Origin of the sequence: Streptomyces sp. R21, assembly GCF_041051975.1 — a bacterium.
Taxonomy (GTDB): domain Bacteria; phylum Actinomycetota; class Actinomycetes; order Streptomycetales; family Streptomycetaceae; genus Streptomyces.
In genome coordinates, this window is sequence record NZ_CP163435.1 from 2,028,233 (window position 1) to 2,045,318 (window position 17,086).

Consider the following 17,086-nt stretch of genomic DNA (forward strand, 5'->3'; position numbering starts at 1 on the left):
TCAGCCGGTCGTGAAGGTGAAGTCGTCGACGTCGTACAGGGCGCCGCTGCCGGTCCCCTTGAAGACCAGGTAGAGCGTGGTGGTGCCGCGGGGTGCACGGGACAGGTTCGCGCTGACGTCCTGGAAGGTCTCCCAGCCGCCGGTGACCGGGACGGTCGCCTTGCCGAGCAGGGTGCCCGTCGCCGAGCCCGCGCGGATTTCGAGGGTGCCGCCCGCGCCGCCGGAGGCGATGCGTGCCGTGATCGCCTTGGCGTTGCCCAGGGCGTACGGCGTGAAGGAGATCCAGTCGCCGTTGTCGATGTCGCTGACGGTCTTGCCGCCGTGGGCGGTGTCCTTGGTGATCACCGAGACACCGGAGGAGTTGCCGAAGTGCTCGGCCTGACGGTGGCGGGGCTGCAGGACGTTCTGGTCGTGGGTGGTGAGCGGGGCCTGGCCGCCGCCTCCGCCGTCGGTGTACTCGGCGTCGAGGACTCCGAAGATGTTGGCATCGTCGTCATGGCCGCCGTCGGCGGTGGTCTGGATGGTGCCGGTGCAGCCGTTCGCCGAGGTGATCGGGTGACCGTGGGTGTCGTGGCCGAGGATGAAGGTGACCTTGACCTTGGCGCAGTCGACGGCCGTCCCGTCCTCGGGATCGGTGACCTTCACCTTGAACGGGATGGCGTCTCCGAAGCTGAACAGCTGCCCGTCCTGCGGGAGTTCGAGCACCACCTTCGGCGCGGTGTTGCCCACGACGACCTGCACGCTCGCGCTGCCGCTGCGCCCCGACGGATCCTTGGCCGTCAGAGTCGCGGTGTACGTGCCGTTCTTCTTGTACTTGTGCGTGGGGTTGAGCGCCGTCGAGGTGCCGCCGTCGCCGAAGTCCCAGCTGTAGGTGAGCGCGTCGCCGTCCTGGTCGCTCGTGCCCTTGGAGGAGAAGGTCACCTTGAGCGGCGCCTGTCCGGAGGTACGGTTCGCGGCGGCCTGCGCCACCGGGGAGTGCCCGTCGGTGGCGTTCTCGATGCGGTACAGACCGGAGTGCTCGTCGCCGCCGAACCAGGCGGTGCCGTAGTCGAGGACGTACAGCGCCCCGTCGGGGCCGAACGCCATGTCCATCACCTGGGTGCCGGTCCATGGGAAGGCGTTGATGGACTGCACGGTGCCGCTGCCGTCCGCCACGATCCGCTTGATCCAGCGGCGGCCGAACTCTCCGGCGAAGAAGTTCCCGTCGTACGCCTCGGGGAACTTGACCGGCGAGTCGAGCGAGGCGTCGTAGTGGTAGACCGGGCCGCCCATCGGGGACTCGGAGCCGTCGCCGAACTCCGGGACGGACGGGCCGTCGTAGGGGATCCAGGCGGGCTGGGCGGGCGGCAGGTCGGTGAGGCCGGTGTTGTGCGGGGAGGTGTTCTTCGGTGCGGCGCAGTCGAAGGTCGCGCCGGAGGTCTTGGTCGCGAAGTCGTAGTCCACGTAGGCATCGTTCTTGCCGGTGCAGTACGGCCAGCCGAAGTTGCCCGCCTTCGTCACGCGGGCGAACTCGACCTGGCCGCCGGGTCCACGGGCGGGGTCTGCGGCGCCGGCGTCCGGGCCGTAGTCACCGACGTAGACGATGCCTGTCGCCTTGTCGACACTGAAGCGGAAGGGGTTGCGGAAGCCCATCGCGTAGATCTCGGGGCGGGTCTTGTCCGTGCCGGGCGGGAAGAGGTTGCCGTCGGGGATGGAGTAGGAGCCGTCGGCGTTCACCTTGATGCGCAGGATCTTGCCGCGCAGGTCGTTGGTGTTGCCGGCCGAACGCTGGGCGTCGAAGGCCGGGTTGCGGTCGGCGCGCTCGTCGATGGGCGTGAAGCCGTCCGACTGGAAGGGGTTGGAGTCGTCCCCGGTCGACAGGTAGAGGTTGCCCGCCGCGTCGAAGTCGATGTCGCCGCCGACGTGACAGCAGATGCCGCGGGAGGTCTGTACGTCGAGGATCTTCTTCTCGCTGGCCGCGTCGAGGGTGCCGTCCGCCTTCAGGACGAACCGCGAGAGGCGGTTGACGCCGTCGAAGGGCGCGAAGTCGGCCGCGGTGCCCGTCTCCGGAGCGTCACCCGCGGGGGTGTCCAACGGCGGTGCGTAGTAGAGGTAGATGAAGCGGTTGTCGGTGAAGGCCGGGTCGACAGCGATGCCTTGGAGGCCTTCTTCGTCGTGCGCGTACACGTCGAGTTTGCCCGCGAGCTTCGTGTTGCCCGCCGCGTCGGTCAGGCGGAGTTCGCCGTCGCGGGACGTGTGCAGGACCGAGCGGTCCGGCAGGACGGCGAGCGACATGGGTTCGCCGACCTCGGGTTCGCCCTTGGCCAGGGTGACTTGCTGGAAGTCCTCGGCCGCGGCCGCGGCGGAGCCGGTCGAACCGGATCCGGTCGCCGTGGTGCTTCCCGGGTCGGCGACGGCTGCGCCGGCCGGGGGTGCCGTGAGGGTGAGGGAAGCGGCCGCGAGCATCGCCCCGGTGAGGAGGGCGAGGGTGCCTCTGAGGCGGCGGTGTCTGCTGAGGGAGTCGTTGTTTCTGCGGGTTCCGTTCGCGTGCACGAATGCCTCCATGACGGGGCTGGTCGTACGGGTGTGTGCGGTATGCCGGGGTGCGCCGTCACCCCGGAGAGTCATGCGGTCAGTTGCCGCCGAACGCCGCGTCGAACGAGGCCGACGGCGGCTCGAAGTCGTACGCCTTGAGACGGGTCAGCGCCTCGGGAGCGCCCTGGAGCCGGTCCATGCCGGCGTCCTCCCACTCGACCGAGACGGGGCCCGTGTAGTTGATGGAGCGCAGCATCCGGAAGACGTCCTCCCAGGGGACGTCGCCGTGGCCCGCGGAGACGAAGTCCCAGCCGCGGCGCGGATCGCCCCACGGAAGGTGCGAACCGAGGCGGCCGTTGCGCCCGTCAAGCCGCTTGCGTGCTTCCTTGCAGTCCACGTGGTAGATGCGGTCGCGGAAGTCGTGGAGGAAGCCGACCGGGTCGAGGTCCTGCCACACGAAGTGACTCGGGTCGAAGTTGAGCCCGAAGGCCGGGCGGTGCCCAACTGCCTCCAGTGCGCGGTGAGTCGTCCAGTAGTCGTACGCGATCTCGCTCGGATGGACCTCGTGGGCGAAGCGCACGCCCTGCGCGTCGAAGACGTCCAGGATCGGGTTCCAGCGGGTCGCGAAGTCCTCGTAGCCTCGCTCGATCATCGACTCCGGGGCGGGCGGGAACATGGCGACCAGGTGCCAGATCGACGAGCCGGTGAAACCGATGACGGTGTCCACGCCGAAGGCCGCCGCGGCACGTGCGGTGTCGGCGATCTCGGCGGCGGCCCGCTGCCGTACGCCCTCGGGCTCGCCGTCGCCCCAGATGCGGGCGGGCAGGATGGCCTGGTGGCGTTCGTCGATGATGGCGTCGCAGACCGCCTGGCCGACCAGGTGGTTGGAGATCGCCCAGCACTTGAGGCCGTACTTGTCGAGGAGTTGGTGGCGCGAGTCGAGGTACGAAGGGTCGGCGAGCGCCTTGTCGACCTCGAAGTGGTCGCCCCAGCAGGCGAGTTCGAGCCCGTCGTAGCCGAAGTCGCGGGCGAGCCGGCAGACCTCTTCGAGGGGCAGGTCGGCCCACTGGCCGGTGAAGAGCGTGAAGTTGCGTGGCACGTGTCAGCCTCCTCGGACCACCATGGGTGGCCGTGTGCGTGCGGGTCTCGGGGCGTGATGGGCGTGGCCGGTGTCTCGGAGCCCGGCCGACGTGAGCGGTGTCTCGGAGCGCGACGGGCGCGGCGGACGCGATCGACCGGTGCCTCAGATCGCGACGGGCGTGTAGACGGAGTTCTTCGCGGCGCTCTCTTCCACGGCCGCGAGGACGCGCTGCACCTGGAGCCCGTCGGCGAAGGACGGCGCGGGCGGCCGGCCCGCCGCGATGGCCTGCACCAGGTCGCGGGCCTGATGGACGAAGGTGTGCTCGTAGCCGAGGCCGTGGCCCGGCGGCCACCAGGCCTCCAGGTAGGGGTGGTCGGGCTCGGTGACGAGGATGCGGCGGAAGCCCGCGTGCGCGCCGGGTTCGGTGTGGTCGTGGTAGGAGAGTTCGTTGAGTCGCTCCAAGTCGAAGGCCAACGAGCCGCGCTCGCCGTTGAGTTCGATGCGCAGGGCGTTCTTGCGGCCGGTCGCGAACCGGGTGGCCTCGAAGGAGGCGAGGGCGCCGGAGGCGAAGCGCCCGGTGAACAGGGCGGCGTCGTCGACGGTGACCGGCCCCTTCTCGGACCCGCCCGCCGCGCTCAGACCGCTCGTCACCCCCGCGGGCAGGGGCCGTTCCCGGACGAACGTCTCGGTGAGTGCGGAGACGCCGAGCAGCGGCTCGCCTGCCAGGTACTGCGCGAGGTCGACGATGTGCGCGCCCAGGTCGCCGAGGGCCCCTGACCCGGCCAGCTCCTTGCGCAGCCGCCAGGTGAGCGGGAACTCCGGGTCCACCAGCCAGTCCTGAAGGTACGTCACCCGAACGTGCCGCAGGGCTCCCAGCCGCCCTTCCGCGACCATGTCCCGCGCCAGCGAAGTGGCAGGCACCCGGCGGTAGTTGAAGCCGACCATGGCGATCTGGCCGCGCGCATACGCCTCTTCGGCGGCCCGCGTCATCACCTCCGCTTCCTCGACGGTGTTCGCGAGGGGCTTCTCACAGAGCACGTGCTTGCCCGCGGCCAGCGCCGCGACGGCGATCTCGGCATGGCTGTCGCCGGGGGTACAGATGTCGACGACGTCGACGTCGTCCCGGGCGATCAGGGCGCGCCAGTCCGTCTCGGCGGCCGCCCAGCCGTGCCGGTCCGCCATGGCCCGGACGGCCCCTCGGTCGCGGCCGCAGACGGCGGCGAGCACCGGGCGGCTGGGCAGGTCGAAGACGCGGCCCACGGTGCGCCAGCCCTGGGAGTGGGCGGCGCCCATGAAGGCGTAACCGACCATGCCCACACCGAGTGCCGGCTTCCCGGCACCTGTGTCCGCTTCGGCCTCGTCGGGCTGGTGCGGCTGTCCCATGCTGAAGTCCTCCTCGTCGTCGTGCGCGCGGTGGGGGGTGCGAGCGGGGCGGGTCACTTGAAGCCGGTGGCCATGTACTGGCCGACGTTGTCCTTGTCGACGACGGCCGAGTAAAGGGTGAGCGACGCCGGGATCTCGAACTCCGCGAGGCCGCCGATCCCCTTGCCCTGGCCGAGCGCGCGAGCCAGGTCGATCGCGGAGGCGGCCATCGTGGGCGGATACAGCACCGTGGCCTTCAGCACGCTGTTGTCGGACTGGATGGCCTGGAAGGCGGAGAGGGCGCCGGCGCCGCCGACCATCAGGAAGTCTTCACGTCCGGCCTGCTTGATGGCGCGCAGCGCGCCCACGCCCTGGTCGTCGTCGTGGTTCCACAGGGCGTCGAACTTCGATTGCGCCTGGAGGAGTTGGGCCATCTTGGCCTGGCCGGACTCGACGGTGAAGTCGGCGGCCTGGCGGGCCACCTTCTTGATGTTCGGGTAGTTCTTGAGGGCCGCGTCGAAGCCCTGGGTGCGCTGCTGGGTGAGTTCGAGGTTGTCGAGCCCGGCGAGTTCGATGACCCGGGCGTTCTTCTTGTCCTTGAGCTTCTCGCCGATGTAGCGGCCGGCACTCAGGCCCATGCCGTAGTTGTCGCCGCCGATCCAACAGCGGTACGCCTGTGCTGAGTTGAAGATGCGGTCGAGGTTGACCACGGGGATTCCGGCGCGCATGGCCTTCAGGCCGACCTGGGTGAGCGCCTTGCCGTCGGCGGGCAGCACCACCAGGACGTCGACCTTCTTGTTGATCAGCGTCTCGATCTGGCCGATCTGCGCGGCCGTGTCGTTGGAGCCCTCGGTGATCTCCAGGGTGACGTCCGAGTACTTCTTGGCGCGGCTCTTGGCGTTGTCGTTGATGGCGTTGAGCCAGCCGTGGTCGGCCTGGGGGCCCGCGAAGCCGATGGTGACGTGCTTGCCGGGCTTGTCGTCGGCGGCCGGCTGGTTGTTCGCGGCGGGCTTCTCGTCCTTGGTGTCGTTGCTGGTGCAGCCGGTGAGGAGGGCACCGGCCGAGACGGCGGCGGTTCCGAAGAGCAGTCCTCTGCGGCTCGTGGCAGGTGTCCGGCTCAGGTGACGCATCGGCTCTGGCATGGCGGTGAACCCTTTCCTCAGGTCGTGCTCGCGGTACGGCGCTGGACCAGCACGGCGGCGACGATGATCGCGCCCTTGGCGATCTGCTGGACGTCGCTCTGCAGGTTGTTCAGGGCGAAGATGTTGGTGATCGTGGTGAAGATCAGGACGCCGAGGACGGAGCCGGTGATGGTGCCCCGGCCGCCGGTGAGCAGCGTGCCGCCGATGATCGCGGCCGCGATGGCGTCGAGTTCGTAGAGGTTGCCGTTGGTGTTCTGGCCCGAGCCGGACAGGATGATCAGCAGGAAGGCGGCGATGCCGCAGCAGAGTCCGGAGAGCAGGTAGAGGTACAGCCGCTGGCGTCGTACGTCGATGCCCGCGAGCCGTGCCGCCTCGGCGTTGCCGCCGACGGCGACCGTGCGCCGGCCGAAGGTGGTGCGGTTGAGGATCAGCCAGCCGATGACGGTGACGACGGCGAAGACGAGGACCAGCGGCGGGATGCCGACGATGTAGGCGTCGCGCTCGCCGAGCTTCAACACCCCGTCGATGCTGACGACTTGGGTCTTTCCGTCGGTGATCTGGAGAGCGAGTCCGCGGGCCGAGGCGAGCATGGCGAGGGTGGCGATGAAGGGGACCATTCCGCCGTACGCGATGAGCAGTCCGTTGACCAGGCCGCAGCCCACGCCGACGAGCACCGCGGTGAAGAGGATGCCCGCGAAGCCGTACTCCTGGGTGGCGACCGTGGTGGCCCACACCGAGGAGAGCGCGACGATCGCGCCGACCGAGAGGTCGATGCCGCCTGAGGTGATGACGAAGGTCATGCCGACGGTGACGACACCGATCACCGAGGCCTGGGTGAGGACGAGTTGGAGGTTGCGGGTGTCGAGGAACTCGTCGGGCTTGGTGATGCCGCCGATGACGATCAGGGCGGCGAGCACGCCGAGGAGGGAGAGGGTGCGGACGTCGGCGCGGGCCACGACCGTCCGCCAGGCGGGGAGTTGGGGCATCGAGGGCACCTTGTCGGTGCGGTCCCGGGGCGGGGACGCGGGCTGCGTCATGAGGTTCCTTCCATGACGAGGTCAAGGACACGGTGTTCGTCGAGTTCGCGGGCGGGCGCCGTGTGGACGACGCTGCCCTCGCGGAGCACCAGGACACGGTCGGCGAGGCCGAGGACCTCGGGCACCTCGCTGGAGACGAGCAGCACGGCGAGGCCTTCGTCGGCGAGGCGGCGGATGACCGCGTACAGCTCGGCGCGGGCTCCGACGTCGACGCCTCGGGTCGGTTCGTCGAGCAGGAGCACCTTGCAGCCGCGCAGCAGCCAGCGCGCCAGGACCGCCTTCTGCTGGTTGCCGCCGGACAGCGTGCGCACGGGCACGGTCGGGTTGTCGGGGCGCAGGGACAGCTCACGGGTCGCCGCCAGCGCGGCCCTGCGTTCGGCGCCGCGGTCGATCCAACCCCCGTGCGAGTAGCGGGACATGGAGGACACGGACACATTGCGGGTGACGGACTCCAGCATCAGCAGTGCCTGCGCCTTGCGTTCCTCGGGGGCGAGCCCGAGTCCGGCGCGGACGGCGGCCCGTACGCTGCCGGGCCGCAACAGTCGCCCGTCGACGGTGACTTGACCGGAGCTCGGTTTGCGCGCCCCGTAGATCGTCTCCAGGATCTCGGAGCGTCCGGAGCCGACCAGTCCGGCCAGTCCGACGATCTCGCCGGGGCGCAGATCGAGGTCGAAGGGCGCGAACTCTCCTGCCCTGGCCAGGCCTTGCACCTTCATCACCGGTTCGCCGGGCGCGGGGGCGGCGGGCCGCTCCGGGAAGACGTACTCGACGTTGCGTCCCGTCATCAGCGCCACGACCTCGCGTGTCGGCGTGGACTTCGCGGGCAGTCCGCCCGCCACCGCGCGCCCGTCCTTCAGGACGGTGACGCGGTCGCCGATGCGGCGGATCTCCTCCAGACGGTGCGAGATGTAGACGACGGCGACGCCGTCCGCGGTCACGTCGGCCACGATGCGGAAGAGGTTGTCGACCTCGTCGGGGTCGAGGGCGGCGGACGGCTCGTCCATGACGATGAGGCGTACGTCGTGGGAGAGCGCCCGTGCCATGGAGACGATCTGCTGCTGCGCGGCCGACAGGTCGCCGACAAGACGCCCCGGATCGATCTCCGGGTGCCCAAGTCGCTTGAGCAGAGCGGCTGTTGACGTCTTCGCCGCCTTTCCGCGTACGACGAACCCGGCGGCCGTGGGTTCATGGCCGAGGTGGACGTTCTCGGCCACCGACAGGCCTTCCACCAGGTCGAGTTCCTGGTAGATGGTGGCGATGCCGAGGCGCATGGCGGCGATCGGCGACCTCAGCACGACCGGCTCGCCGCGCCAGCCGATCGTGCCGTCGTCGGGCTGGTGGGCGCCCGCGAGGACCTTGATGAGGGTGGACTTCCCGGCCCCGTTCTGGCCGAGCAGACAGTGCACTTCGCCGGCCTGGACGTCGAGGTCGACGCCGTCGAGAGCCCGGACTCCGGGGAACGACTTGGTGATGCCGGACATGGTGAGCAGGGGTGGTTCCGATGCCATGACGTTCCCCTTGGCGGGCGTGCGGGCCGGGTTCAGGGCGGGTCGCTTACACGAGCAAGCTGTTTCAGGGCGTGCCAGAGCAGGACGTGGCAGAGCAGGGCGCTGTGCGGGTGACGTCGTACGGGATGCGGTGTACGGAGGTGGTGTTACGCGGGTGAGAACAGGTGGTCGCTGATCAGGCGGGCTCCGCCGATGACTCCGGCGGCGGGGCCCAACTCCCCCAGGACGATGGGCAGGTTGCCGGTCGCGAGGGGCAGTGACTGGCGGTAGACCTGGGTGCGGATCGCGGCGAGCAGGGTGTGGCCGAGACCCGTCACCCCGCCGCCGATCACCACCAGGCCGGGGTTGAAGAAGGACACGAGTCCGGCGATGACCTGGCCGGTCCGGTTGCCGCCCTCGCGGATCAGGTCGAGTGCGGTGGCGTCGCCCGCGGCAGCCGCGGCGGCGACATCGACGGCGCTCAGACTGCCGGCCGCATCCAAGCGTGCCGCGAGGTCCTGGGACAGGCCCTGTTGCGCTGCTTCCGTGGCGTCGCGGGCCAGGGCCGCGCCGCTGAAGTGGGCTTCCAGGCAGCCCCGGTTGCCGCAGGCGCACGGGCGCCCGTCGGGCACGGCCTGGATGTGCCCGATGTCGCCGGCACTGCCCGTCACACCGCGGTGGACCTCACCGCCGACGACGATGCCGCAACCGATGCCCGTACCGATCTTGACGCAGAGGAAGTCGCCCACGGAGCGTGCGACGCCCGCGTGCTGCTCCCCCATCGCCATCAGGTTCACGTCGTTGTCGACCATGACCGGGCAGCCGAGTTCCTGGCTGAGCGCCTCACGCACCGGGAATCCGTCCCAGCCAGGCATGATCGGCGGGGCGACCGGGACGCCCTCGGGGAAGCGGACCGGACCCGGCACGCCGATGCCGGCGCCGTCGAATCCCTCCGCGAGCCCGGAGGCCCTCAACTTGGCTGCCATGGCGAGGACTTGCTCGAAGACGGCGACCGGACCCTCGCGGACGTCCATGGGTTGGTTGATGTGCCCCAGGACCTCCAGCTCCGCGTTGGTGACGGCCACGTCGATCGAGGTCGCCCCGATGTCCACGCCGAGGAAGCGCAGCGCGGGGGCGAGACGGATGTTGTGGGAGCGGCGGCCGCCGCGGGAGGCGGCGAGGCCGTCGGCCACCACGAGCCCGGTCTCCAGGAGCCGTTCCACCTCGACGGCCAGCTTCGACCGGGAGAGGTCGATCTGATCGCCCAGCTGAGCACGGGAGTTGGGGCCACCGTCGCGCAACAGGCGCAGCAGTCGCGCCTGGTGCGCGTTCGCGGGTCGTGCCGTCATACGTCTCACATGCCCCTCCCCGCCTCGATCGGCTTGCACCGCCATGATCGACCGGCACCGCCACGAGCGGACTGCGCCCGTCGGGTTCCGGCCAGTTCTCCGGCTTGCTTTCGAGGGGAACGTAGCAGCGGCTGTCAGGAGTGGGAAGAAGTCGTGCACGAATTGCTTCCAACTTTCTCCACTCCCAGGACAAAGTCCGGTGCCGGAACCCCCTGCGAGAGCGGCACAATGAGGCCACTGACGTGCGGAGTTGACGATGGGGTGGTCGTGGAGAGGGTGCTGGGGGCCGTGGGTGCGCTGTGGCGTCATCCGGTCAAGTCGATGCTGGGACAGCGGATTCACGCCGCCGAGGTGACCGACCGCGGGCTGGCCGGCGACCGCCGACTCGCCCTTCTGGACCGGGAGACGGGCAAGGTCGCCAGCGCCAAGAACCCGCGGCTGTGGCGGGCCCTGTTGACCTGCACGGCGACGCTGGAGGAGTCCGCGACGCGCATCACGACTGCGGACGGCAAGATCTTGCGGAGCACCGATGCCGGTATCGACGACGCACTCTCGGCGATCGTGGGCCGGGCGGTCACGCTGATCGACACACCGCCGTCGGGGGCCACGCTGGACCGCTCCCGACCCGAGGAGGTGCTGCGCGAGGGCGAGGACGCCGAAGTGGGCGCCGACATCGTCCAGTTCGGCTCGGCGTCGCCCACCGGTACGTTCTTCGACTTCGCGCCGGTCCATCTGATGAGCACCTCGACGCTGGCCCGGGTGGGCGCGCTGCACCCGTACGGGGCCGTCGAGGCGGAGCGCTACCGCCCCAACCTCGTCATCGACACGGACGGGGCGGGTTTCGTGGACCACGGGTGGGTCGGCCGGGAGCTGAGGATCGGCGACCGGCTCGTGCTGCGTGTGGTGGCCTCGACGCCGCGCTGCGCGGTGCCGACCCTCGCGCACGGCGCCCTGCCGCGCGACCCGTACGCCCTGCGCACGCTCGCCGAGCACCACCGCGTCCCTGCCCTGCCGGGCCGCGCCCCGGAGCCGTGCGCCGGCGTCTACGCCCAGGTGCTGCGGCCCGGCCCTGTCCGGCGCGGGGACACGGTCCGGATCTCGGATTCCGCTGGACAGTCACTCCCCTGACCTGCTGTCGTGTCGCCGACACCACATCAGGGGGAACGCATGACCGAGCACGGCACGGAGTCACGACCACGGACCGGTACCGGGGAGAGGGGACCGCAGGCCGGCACCGGGGAGGCGGCACAGCGACCCGCCACCGGAGAGAGGGAACAGAAGCCCGGCATCGAGGAGACGGGGAAGAAGCCCGGCTCCGGAGAGACGGCCCAACGGGTCAGCAACCTGGAGCTCTTCTTCGATCTGGTCTTCGTCTTCACGCTCACCCAGATCACCGTGCTGCTCGCCGGAGATCTGTCGTTCGCGACGGCGGGGCGGGTCGCGCTGATCTTCGTCGTGCTGTTCTGGATGTACGGCGCCTACGCGTATCTCACCAACCAGGTGCCGCCCGACCGCCCTTCACGGCGGCTTCTGCTGATGCTGGGCATGGCGGCGTTCCTGGTGTGCGCCCTGGCCATTCCGCGCGCCTTCGACGACGGCGGGGTGGTCTTCGGGCTCGGCTATCTGGCCGTGGTGCTGGTGCACAGCGCGCTGTACACGCGCAGCCACGGGCGGGACGTCATCTGGTACGCGGTGCCCAACTCCCTTGCCGCGCTGTCGATCACGGCCGCCGGACTCTTCGAGGGCGTGCGGGCAGACGGGCTGTGGCTGCTCGCACTGGTGCTTCAGTTCGTCACGCCGTATCTCGCGACCTACGGTCCGCTGCGCAGGAGTGGTCGCGAACTGGACGATCTGCGTTCCCAGTTGGGCGGTCTCGATCCCTCGCACTTCGTGGAGCGCCACGGGCTGCTGCTGATCGTCGCGTTCGGCGAGTCGGTCATCGCGATCGGCATCGGCATCGGCGATCTGCCGCTCACCCCGGGGCTGTTCGGCGGCGCCTTCCTCTCACTCGCGCTCGCGGTCGCCCTCTGGTGGACGTACTTCGTGCGCGACGAGGGCGGCGCCGAGGCGGCCTTCCACGCGACGCCGACCAACCAGCGCTTCCAACTGGCCATGAACGGCTACTACTACGCGTTCCTGCCCATGCTGCTCGGCATCGCCTGCCTGGCGGCGGGGCTGAAGAAGACCCTCGGGCATCTCACCGAGCATCTGCACACAGGACCGGCGCTCGCGGTCGCCGGCGGCGTGGCGCTGTTCCTCGCGGGGGACGTGGCCTTTCGGGCCGTGATGCGGCTCACACCGCTGGCCTACCGTGCCGCGACGGTGCCCGCCGCTCTGGCCACCGCTCTGCTCGGCATCCATCTGGCCGCGATCACCCAACTCGTCGCCCTGGTCGCCCTATTGGTCGCCATGCTGGCAGCGGAGGAGCGCTGGGCGGTGTGCGAAACCCCCAGCGAACCGGCCCGCTGAACCGGGCCGCCCACTCTCGCGCCGGCCCTCCGGCTACTTCTCGCGCTCGTGATACGTCTTGCGCGTGTGTTCCGTGTGCGTGCGCATGACCTGCGTGGCGCGGGACTCGTCGCGGTCGGCGATGGCCGCGATGAGGTCGCGGTGCTCGATCCAGGACTGGTGGCCGCGCTGTCGGGCGACCGGGGTGTAGTACCAGCGGACCCGGCGGTCGACCTGCGCGGCCAGTTCGGCGAGAACCGTGTTGCCGGCGAGTTCCATGACCTTCGCGTGGAAGCGGGCGTTCATGGCGACCGCGCCGTCCACGTCGTCGGCGGCGACCGCCCGCTCGCCCTCGGCGCACAGTTCCTCAAGGACGGCGATGCCGGCGGTGCCGGTGTTGGCCGCGGCGAGCCGGGCCGCCTCGGCCTCCAACAGCGTACGCACCGTGAGGAGTTGGTCTGCCTCGGCCTCCGTCGGCTCGTGCACGAACGCGCCCTGGGCGGGCCGCAGATCGACCCAGCCCTCGGTGTTCAGCCGCTGCAACGCCTCGCGCACGGGCTGCCGGGAGACACCGAGGTGCCCGGCGAGCTCACTCTCCACGAGGTGCTGGCCGGGCTGGAGGGCGCGGGTGGTGATCAGTTCGAGCAGCGCCTCGTAGACGCGGTCGCGCAGCGGGCCGGGCCGTTCGAGCTTGGGTACCGCCCCCTGCGGCAGTCCTGTCGACAACATCGCGGTCCCCCTCCTGGGCAGCGGCGCCTGGAGCTCCGTCGACAGCGCTGGCGCCGACGGCCGTGGCGGCGGCGCCGCATCCGGAAAGCCAGTATGAATTGTCTTTCGTCTACAGTCTACGGCGCACAATGGCCAGGGGAGGGGGAGTCCGCCTTGTCACACCGGGGCGTACGCGCACATCAGGGGCAGCGGACGACCTGACCCGCGTACGACAGGTTTCCGCCGAAGCCGAAGAGCAGCACAGGGTCGCCGCTGCTGATCTCGCCGCGCTCGACGAGCTTGGAGAAGGCGAGCGGGATGCTGGCGGCCGAGGTGTTCCCGGACTCGGTGACATCGCGCGCGACGACGGCGTTGACCGCGCCGATCTTCTCGGCGAGGGGCTCGATGATGCGCAGGTTCGCCTGGTGCAGGACGACCCCGGCGAGGTCTTCCGGTACGAGGCCGGCGCGCTCGCAGGCCTGCCGCGCGAGCGGCGGGAGCTTGGTGGTGGCCCACCGGTAGACGCTCTGTCCCTCCTGCGCGAACCGCGCGGGCGTGCCCTCGATGCGCACCGCGTTGCCCATCTCCGGCACCGATCCCCACAGCACCGGCCCGATGCCGGGCGCCTCACCCTCGGGGGCCGCCTCGACCACGGCGGCGCCCGCGCCGTCGCCGACCAGGACGCAGGTCGTACGGTCGGTCCAGTCCGCGACCTCGGACATCTTGTCGGCGCCGATGACCAGTGCCCGGGTGGCAGCGCCCGCCCGTACGGTGTGGTCGGCGGTCGCGAGGGCGTGCGTGAAGCCCGCGCAGACCACGTTGACGTCCATGGCGGCCGGGGAGGGGATGCCCAGACGGGCGGCGACCCGGGCGGCCATGTTCGGGGAGCGGTCGACGGCCGTGGAGGTGGCGACGAGGACCAGGTCGATGTCGGCCGGGCCCAGGCCTGCCGCCGCGAGCGCCTTCGCCGCGGCGTGCGCGGCCAGCTCGTCGACCGGTTCGTCGGGACCGGCGATGTGGCGTGTGCGGATGCCCACCCGGCTCCTGATCCACTCGTCGCTGGTGTCGACCAGACCCGCCAGGTCCTCGTTGGTGAGTACCTTGGCGGGCTGGTAGTGGCCGACGGCGGCGATCCGTGTGCCGTTCATGGGTGGTCCCCCTCGTTGCCTTGGGTAGCGGGATCCACCAGTCTGATCAGTGACCCACGGGTACGAGGGCAGGTAAGGCCACAGGATTAACGCGCCAGGCTTGTCGGCTTCTGTCAGACGTCCGAACAGCCATCCCTTGTACAGCGGAATGACCTTCCGTTGTACAGCAGAATGACCTTCCGTGCGCGTGCGTCTCAGCCCGTGAAGAGCTGCGTGGCCTTCTGTACGAGCTCGTACAGCCCGTAGCAGAGCGGTACCCCCACCCACAGCCAGGCGAAGGCGATCAGACCCCGGCGGCTAGGCGGGCTCGGACTGCTGTCGCTCGACATCGGCGGCCTCCCTCGGTGCGGGGATGTGGTGACGGGCGTGGACGGGCCGGACGAGCTCGTTGGCGACGAAGCCGATGACGAGCAGCCCGATCATGATCATGAAGGAGAGGCCGTAGAGGGACGAGCCGTGCTTGCCCGCTTCCTCCTGGCGGTCGGCGATCCAGTTGACGATCAGCGGGCCGAGGACGCCCGCCGTGGACCAGGCGGTGAGCAGCCGGCCGTGGATCGCGCCGACCTGGTGGGTGCCGAAGAGGTCCTTCAGGTATGCGGGGACCGTCGCGAACCCGCCGCCGTAGAAGGAGAGGATCACCAGGGCGCAGACGACGAACAGGGGCTTGGAGGAGTCCCCGAACCGGGCGATGAGCAGGTACATCAGGGCGCCCACACCGAGATAGACGCGGTAGATGTTCTTGCGGCCGATCAGGTCGGACGTCGACGACCAGCCGATACGGCCCGCCATGTTGGCCGCCGAGAGCAGCGCGACGAAACCGGCCGCCGCGGATGCCGAGACCGGGGTGGAGGTGTCGGCGAAGAAGTCCGAGATCATCGGGGCGGCCTTCTCCAGGATGCCGATGCCCGCCGTCACGTTCATGCACAGCACGACCCACAGGCACCAGAACTGCGGGGTGCGGACCGCGTTGCGGGCGGAGACCTGCACGCCTTCGACCGCGCTCGGCCCGCTCTCGACGGGCTTCTCGCTGCGCGGTACGCGCACCAGCAGCACACCGAGGGTCATGAACACGGCGTACGTCAGCCCGTGCACGAGGAAGGCGAGGGCGATCCCGGAGGAGTCGGCGCCGTAGGACTTCAGCATCTGCGCGGACCACGGCGAGGCGATCAGCGCACCGCCGCCGAAGCCCATGATCGCGATCCCGGTGGCCATGCCGGGCCTGTCCGGGAACCACTTGATCAGCGTCGAGACGGGTGAGATGTAGCCGATGCCGAGGCCGACGCCTCCCACGAAGCCGTAGCCGAACACGATCAGCCAGAACTGTTCGGTGGCGGCGCCGAGCGCGGCGATCAGGAAGCCGGAGGAGAAGCAGACGAGGGCCACGGTCATCGCCCAGCGCGGCCCGTTGCGCTCGACGAGCGTGCCGCCGAACGCGGCGGACAGGCCGAGCATGACGATGCCGAGCTGGAAGGGCAGCGCGCTCTGGGTGCCGCTGAGGCCGAGCGCGGATTCCAGCGGCGGCTTGAACACACTCCAGGCGTAGGCCTGGCCGATGGAGAGATGGACCGACAGCGCGGCAGGCGGGACGAGCCAGCGGCTCCAGCCGGTCGGTGCGAGTGGGGGGCTCATGATCCCGAACGGTAGGCAGGAACAAGGGAGTTGAGAAGACGGTGCGTCGACCGTATGCGATGAGCGGTATGCAGAGTGCGCCGAACGGCCGCCGTCCGAAGTCTTGCCGCCCCAAGTTCCATACTGTAGACAATATTTCGTCGACAGTGTTCGGCAGTTTCTCGGTACCCTCGACCGAACGGAGCGAGCCACCGTGAAAGTCGCAGTTCTCGGCGCCGGTGCGATCGGCGCCTATGTCGGCGCCGCGTTGCACCGCGCGGGCGCCGATGTGCATCTCATCGCCCGTGGACCGCATCTCGCGGCCATGAGGCGCGACGGAGTCCAAGTCCTCAGTCCGCGCGGTGACTTCACTGCGCGGGCCCATGCCACCGACGACCCGGCCGAGGTCGGCCCGGTCGACTTCGTCCTGCTGGGCCTGAAGGCCAACTCGTACGCGGCGTGCGGGCCGCTCATCGAGCCCCTGCTGCACGGCACCACCGCCGTGATCGCCGCCCAGAACGGCATCCCCTGGTGGTACTTCCACCGGCACGGCGGCCCGCACGACGGCCACCGCGTCGAGAGCGTGGATCCGGACGGCGCGGTCAGTGCGGTGATCGCGCCCGAACGGGCCGTCGGCTGTGTGGTGTATGCCGCAACCGAGCTGGCGGGACCGGGGGTCGTACGTCATCTCGAAGGCACCCGGTTCTCCGTCGGCGAGCCCGACCGGTCGCTCTCGCAGCGCTGTCTGGCGTTCAGCGAGGCCATGCGGGCGGGCGGGCTCAAGTGCCCGGTCGAGCAGGACCTGCGCAACGACATCTGGCTCAAGCTGCTCGGGAACATCTCCTTCAACCCCATCAGCGCGCTGGCCCGCGCCACGATGCGGCAGATGTGCCTGCACGGCGGCACCCGCAAGGTCATCGAGATCATGATGACCGAGACACTCGCCGTCGCCGAGGCGCTGGGCTGCGAGGTCGGCGTCTCCATCGAACGGCGCCTGGCCGGTGCCGAGCGCGTCGGCGACCACCGCACCTCCACGCTCCAGGACCTGGAGCGCGGAAAGCCGCTCGAACTCGACGTCCTGCTCGCCGCCGTCGTCGAGCTGGCGGACATCACCGGCGTCCCCGTGCCGACGCTCCGCACCGTCCACGCCATCTCGGACCTGCTCGCCCTCAGGACAGCCGCATGAGCACTTTGAGGATTCC

14 protein-coding genes are annotated in these 17,086 nt (G+C 70.1%); 3 read left to right on the top strand and 11 right to left on the bottom strand.

Going from position 1 to position 17,086, the window contains the following annotated elements; translation table 11 throughout:
- From AB5J56_RS09270 to AB5J56_RS09300, 7 genes are all read right to left on the bottom strand, one after another.
- A complete protein-coding gene (locus AB5J56_RS09270; RefSeq protein ID WP_369231883.1) occupies positions 1–2,532 on the bottom strand; it encodes a PQQ-dependent sugar dehydrogenase in 2,532 nt (843 codons plus the stop codon).
- 79 nt (positions 2,533–2,611) lie between these two features.
- A complete protein-coding gene (locus tag AB5J56_RS09275) occupies positions 2,612–3,613 on the bottom strand; it encodes a sugar phosphate isomerase/epimerase family protein (RefSeq protein WP_369231885.1) in 1,002 nt (333 codons plus the stop codon).
- Between the two features lie 144 nt (positions 3,614–3,757).
- The gene (locus AB5J56_RS09280; RefSeq protein ID WP_369231887.1) at positions 3,758–4,978 is read right to left on the bottom strand and encodes a Gfo/Idh/MocA family protein; all 1,221 of its coding nucleotides are present in this window, start codon (positions 4,976–4,978) and stop codon (positions 3,758–3,760) included.
- Between the two features lie 53 nt (positions 4,979–5,031).
- Positions 5,032–6,099 carry a substrate-binding domain-containing protein gene (locus tag AB5J56_RS09285; RefSeq protein ID WP_369231889.1) on the bottom strand — a complete coding sequence of 356 codons (1,068 nt, stop codon included), beginning with the start codon at positions 6,097–6,099 and terminating at the stop codon, positions 5,032–5,034.
- 17 nt (positions 6,100–6,116) lie between these two features.
- Entirely contained in the window at positions 6,117–7,136 is a 1,020-nt protein-coding gene (locus AB5J56_RS09290) for an ABC transporter permease (protein ID WP_369231891.1), read from the bottom strand.
- Positions 7,133–8,644, bottom strand: coding sequence for a sugar ABC transporter ATP-binding protein (locus AB5J56_RS09295; protein ID WP_369231893.1), 1,512 nt, complete (start codon positions 8,642–8,644; stop codon positions 7,133–7,135). Before AB5J56_RS09295 ends, AB5J56_RS09290 begins: the two co-directional genes overlap by 4 nt.
- Before the next feature lie 146 nt (positions 8,645–8,790).
- Positions 8,791–9,972 carry an ROK family protein gene (locus tag AB5J56_RS09300; protein ID WP_369231895.1) on the bottom strand — a complete coding sequence of 394 codons (1,182 nt, stop codon included), beginning with the start codon at positions 9,970–9,972 and terminating at the stop codon, positions 8,791–8,793.
- A gap of 267 nt (positions 9,973–10,239) precedes the next feature.
- Between AB5J56_RS09300 and AB5J56_RS09305 the strand changes: the two genes are divergently transcribed.
- Positions 10,240–11,100, top strand: a complete 861-nt coding sequence (locus AB5J56_RS09305) for an MOSC domain-containing protein (RefSeq protein WP_369231896.1) — start codon at positions 10,240–10,242, stop codon at positions 11,098–11,100.
- Between the two features lie 39 nt (positions 11,101–11,139).
- Positions 11,140–12,441 (top strand): low temperature requirement protein A, encoded by a 1,302-nt coding sequence (locus AB5J56_RS09310; RefSeq protein ID WP_369231898.1) that lies wholly within the window; start codon positions 11,140–11,142, stop codon positions 12,439–12,441.
- A 33-nt stretch (positions 12,442–12,474) separates the two neighbouring features.
- Here AB5J56_RS09310 and AB5J56_RS09315 read toward each other — a convergent pair whose 3' ends face one another.
- The 4 genes from AB5J56_RS09315 to AB5J56_RS09330 form a co-directional block, all read right to left on the bottom strand.
- Positions 12,475–13,149, bottom strand: a complete 675-nt coding sequence (locus AB5J56_RS09315) for a GntR family transcriptional regulator (RefSeq protein ID WP_369231899.1) — start codon at positions 13,147–13,149, stop codon at positions 12,475–12,477.
- Positions 13,150–13,328: 179 nt separating this feature from the next.
- Positions 13,329–14,276, bottom strand: a complete 948-nt coding sequence (locus AB5J56_RS09320) for a beta-ketoacyl-ACP synthase III (protein WP_369231901.1) — start codon at positions 14,274–14,276, stop codon at positions 13,329–13,331.
- A 194-nt stretch (positions 14,277–14,470) separates the two neighbouring features.
- Complete coding sequence (locus tag AB5J56_RS09325) at positions 14,471–14,605, bottom strand: hypothetical protein (protein WP_369231903.1); 135 nt, start codon at positions 14,603–14,605, stop codon at positions 14,471–14,473.
- On the bottom strand, positions 14,574–15,905 hold the full coding sequence (locus tag AB5J56_RS09330) for an OFA family MFS transporter (protein WP_369231904.1): 1,332 nt from the start codon (positions 15,903–15,905) through the stop codon (positions 14,574–14,576). The genes AB5J56_RS09325 and AB5J56_RS09330 overlap by 32 nt, the downstream gene beginning before the upstream one ends.
- A 193-nt stretch (positions 15,906–16,098) precedes the next feature.
- Here AB5J56_RS09330 and AB5J56_RS09335 point away from each other — a divergent pair, with 193 nt between their 5' ends.
- Positions 16,099–17,070: a 2-dehydropantoate 2-reductase gene (locus AB5J56_RS09335; protein ID WP_369231906.1), complete on the top strand. Its 972-nt coding sequence runs from the start codon at positions 16,099–16,101 to the stop codon at positions 17,068–17,070.
- The last annotated feature ends 16 nt before the right edge of the window (positions 17,071–17,086 follow it).

Excerpts from the sequence above, each read along its gene's own strand:
- AB5J56_RS09325 (WP_369231903.1), bottom strand. The coding sequence starts at position 14,605 with ATGTCGAGCGACAGCAGTCCGAGCCCGCCTAGCCGCCGGGGTCTGATC.
- AB5J56_RS09315 (WP_369231899.1), bottom strand. The coding sequence starts at position 13,149 with ATGTTGTCGACAGGACTGCCGCAGGGGGCGGTACCCAAGCTCGAACGG.
- AB5J56_RS09320 (WP_369231901.1), bottom strand. The coding sequence starts at position 14,276 with ATGAACGGCACACGGATCGCCGCCGTCGGCCACTACCAGCCCGCCAAG.
- AB5J56_RS09290 (WP_369231891.1), bottom strand. The coding sequence starts at position 7,136 with ATGACGCAGCCCGCGTCCCCGCCCCGGGACCGCACCGACAAGGTGCCC.
- AB5J56_RS09295 (WP_369231893.1), bottom strand. The coding sequence starts at position 8,644 with ATGGCATCGGAACCACCCCTGCTCACCATGTCCGGCATCACCAAGTCG.
- AB5J56_RS09300 (WP_369231895.1), bottom strand. The coding sequence starts at position 9,972 with ATGACGGCACGACCCGCGAACGCGCACCAGGCGCGACTGCTGCGCCTG.
- AB5J56_RS09330 (WP_369231904.1), bottom strand. The coding sequence starts at position 15,905 with ATGAGCCCCCCACTCGCACCGACCGGCTGGAGCCGCTGGCTCGTCCCG.
- AB5J56_RS09310 (WP_369231898.1), top strand. The coding sequence starts at position 11,140 with ATGACCGAGCACGGCACGGAGTCACGACCACGGACCGGTACCGGGGAG.
- AB5J56_RS09280 (WP_369231887.1), bottom strand. The coding sequence starts at position 4,978 with ATGGGACAGCCGCACCAGCCCGACGAGGCCGAAGCGGACACAGGTGCC.
- AB5J56_RS09285 (WP_369231889.1), bottom strand. The coding sequence starts at position 6,099 with ATGCCAGAGCCGATGCGTCACCTGAGCCGGACACCTGCCACGAGCCGC.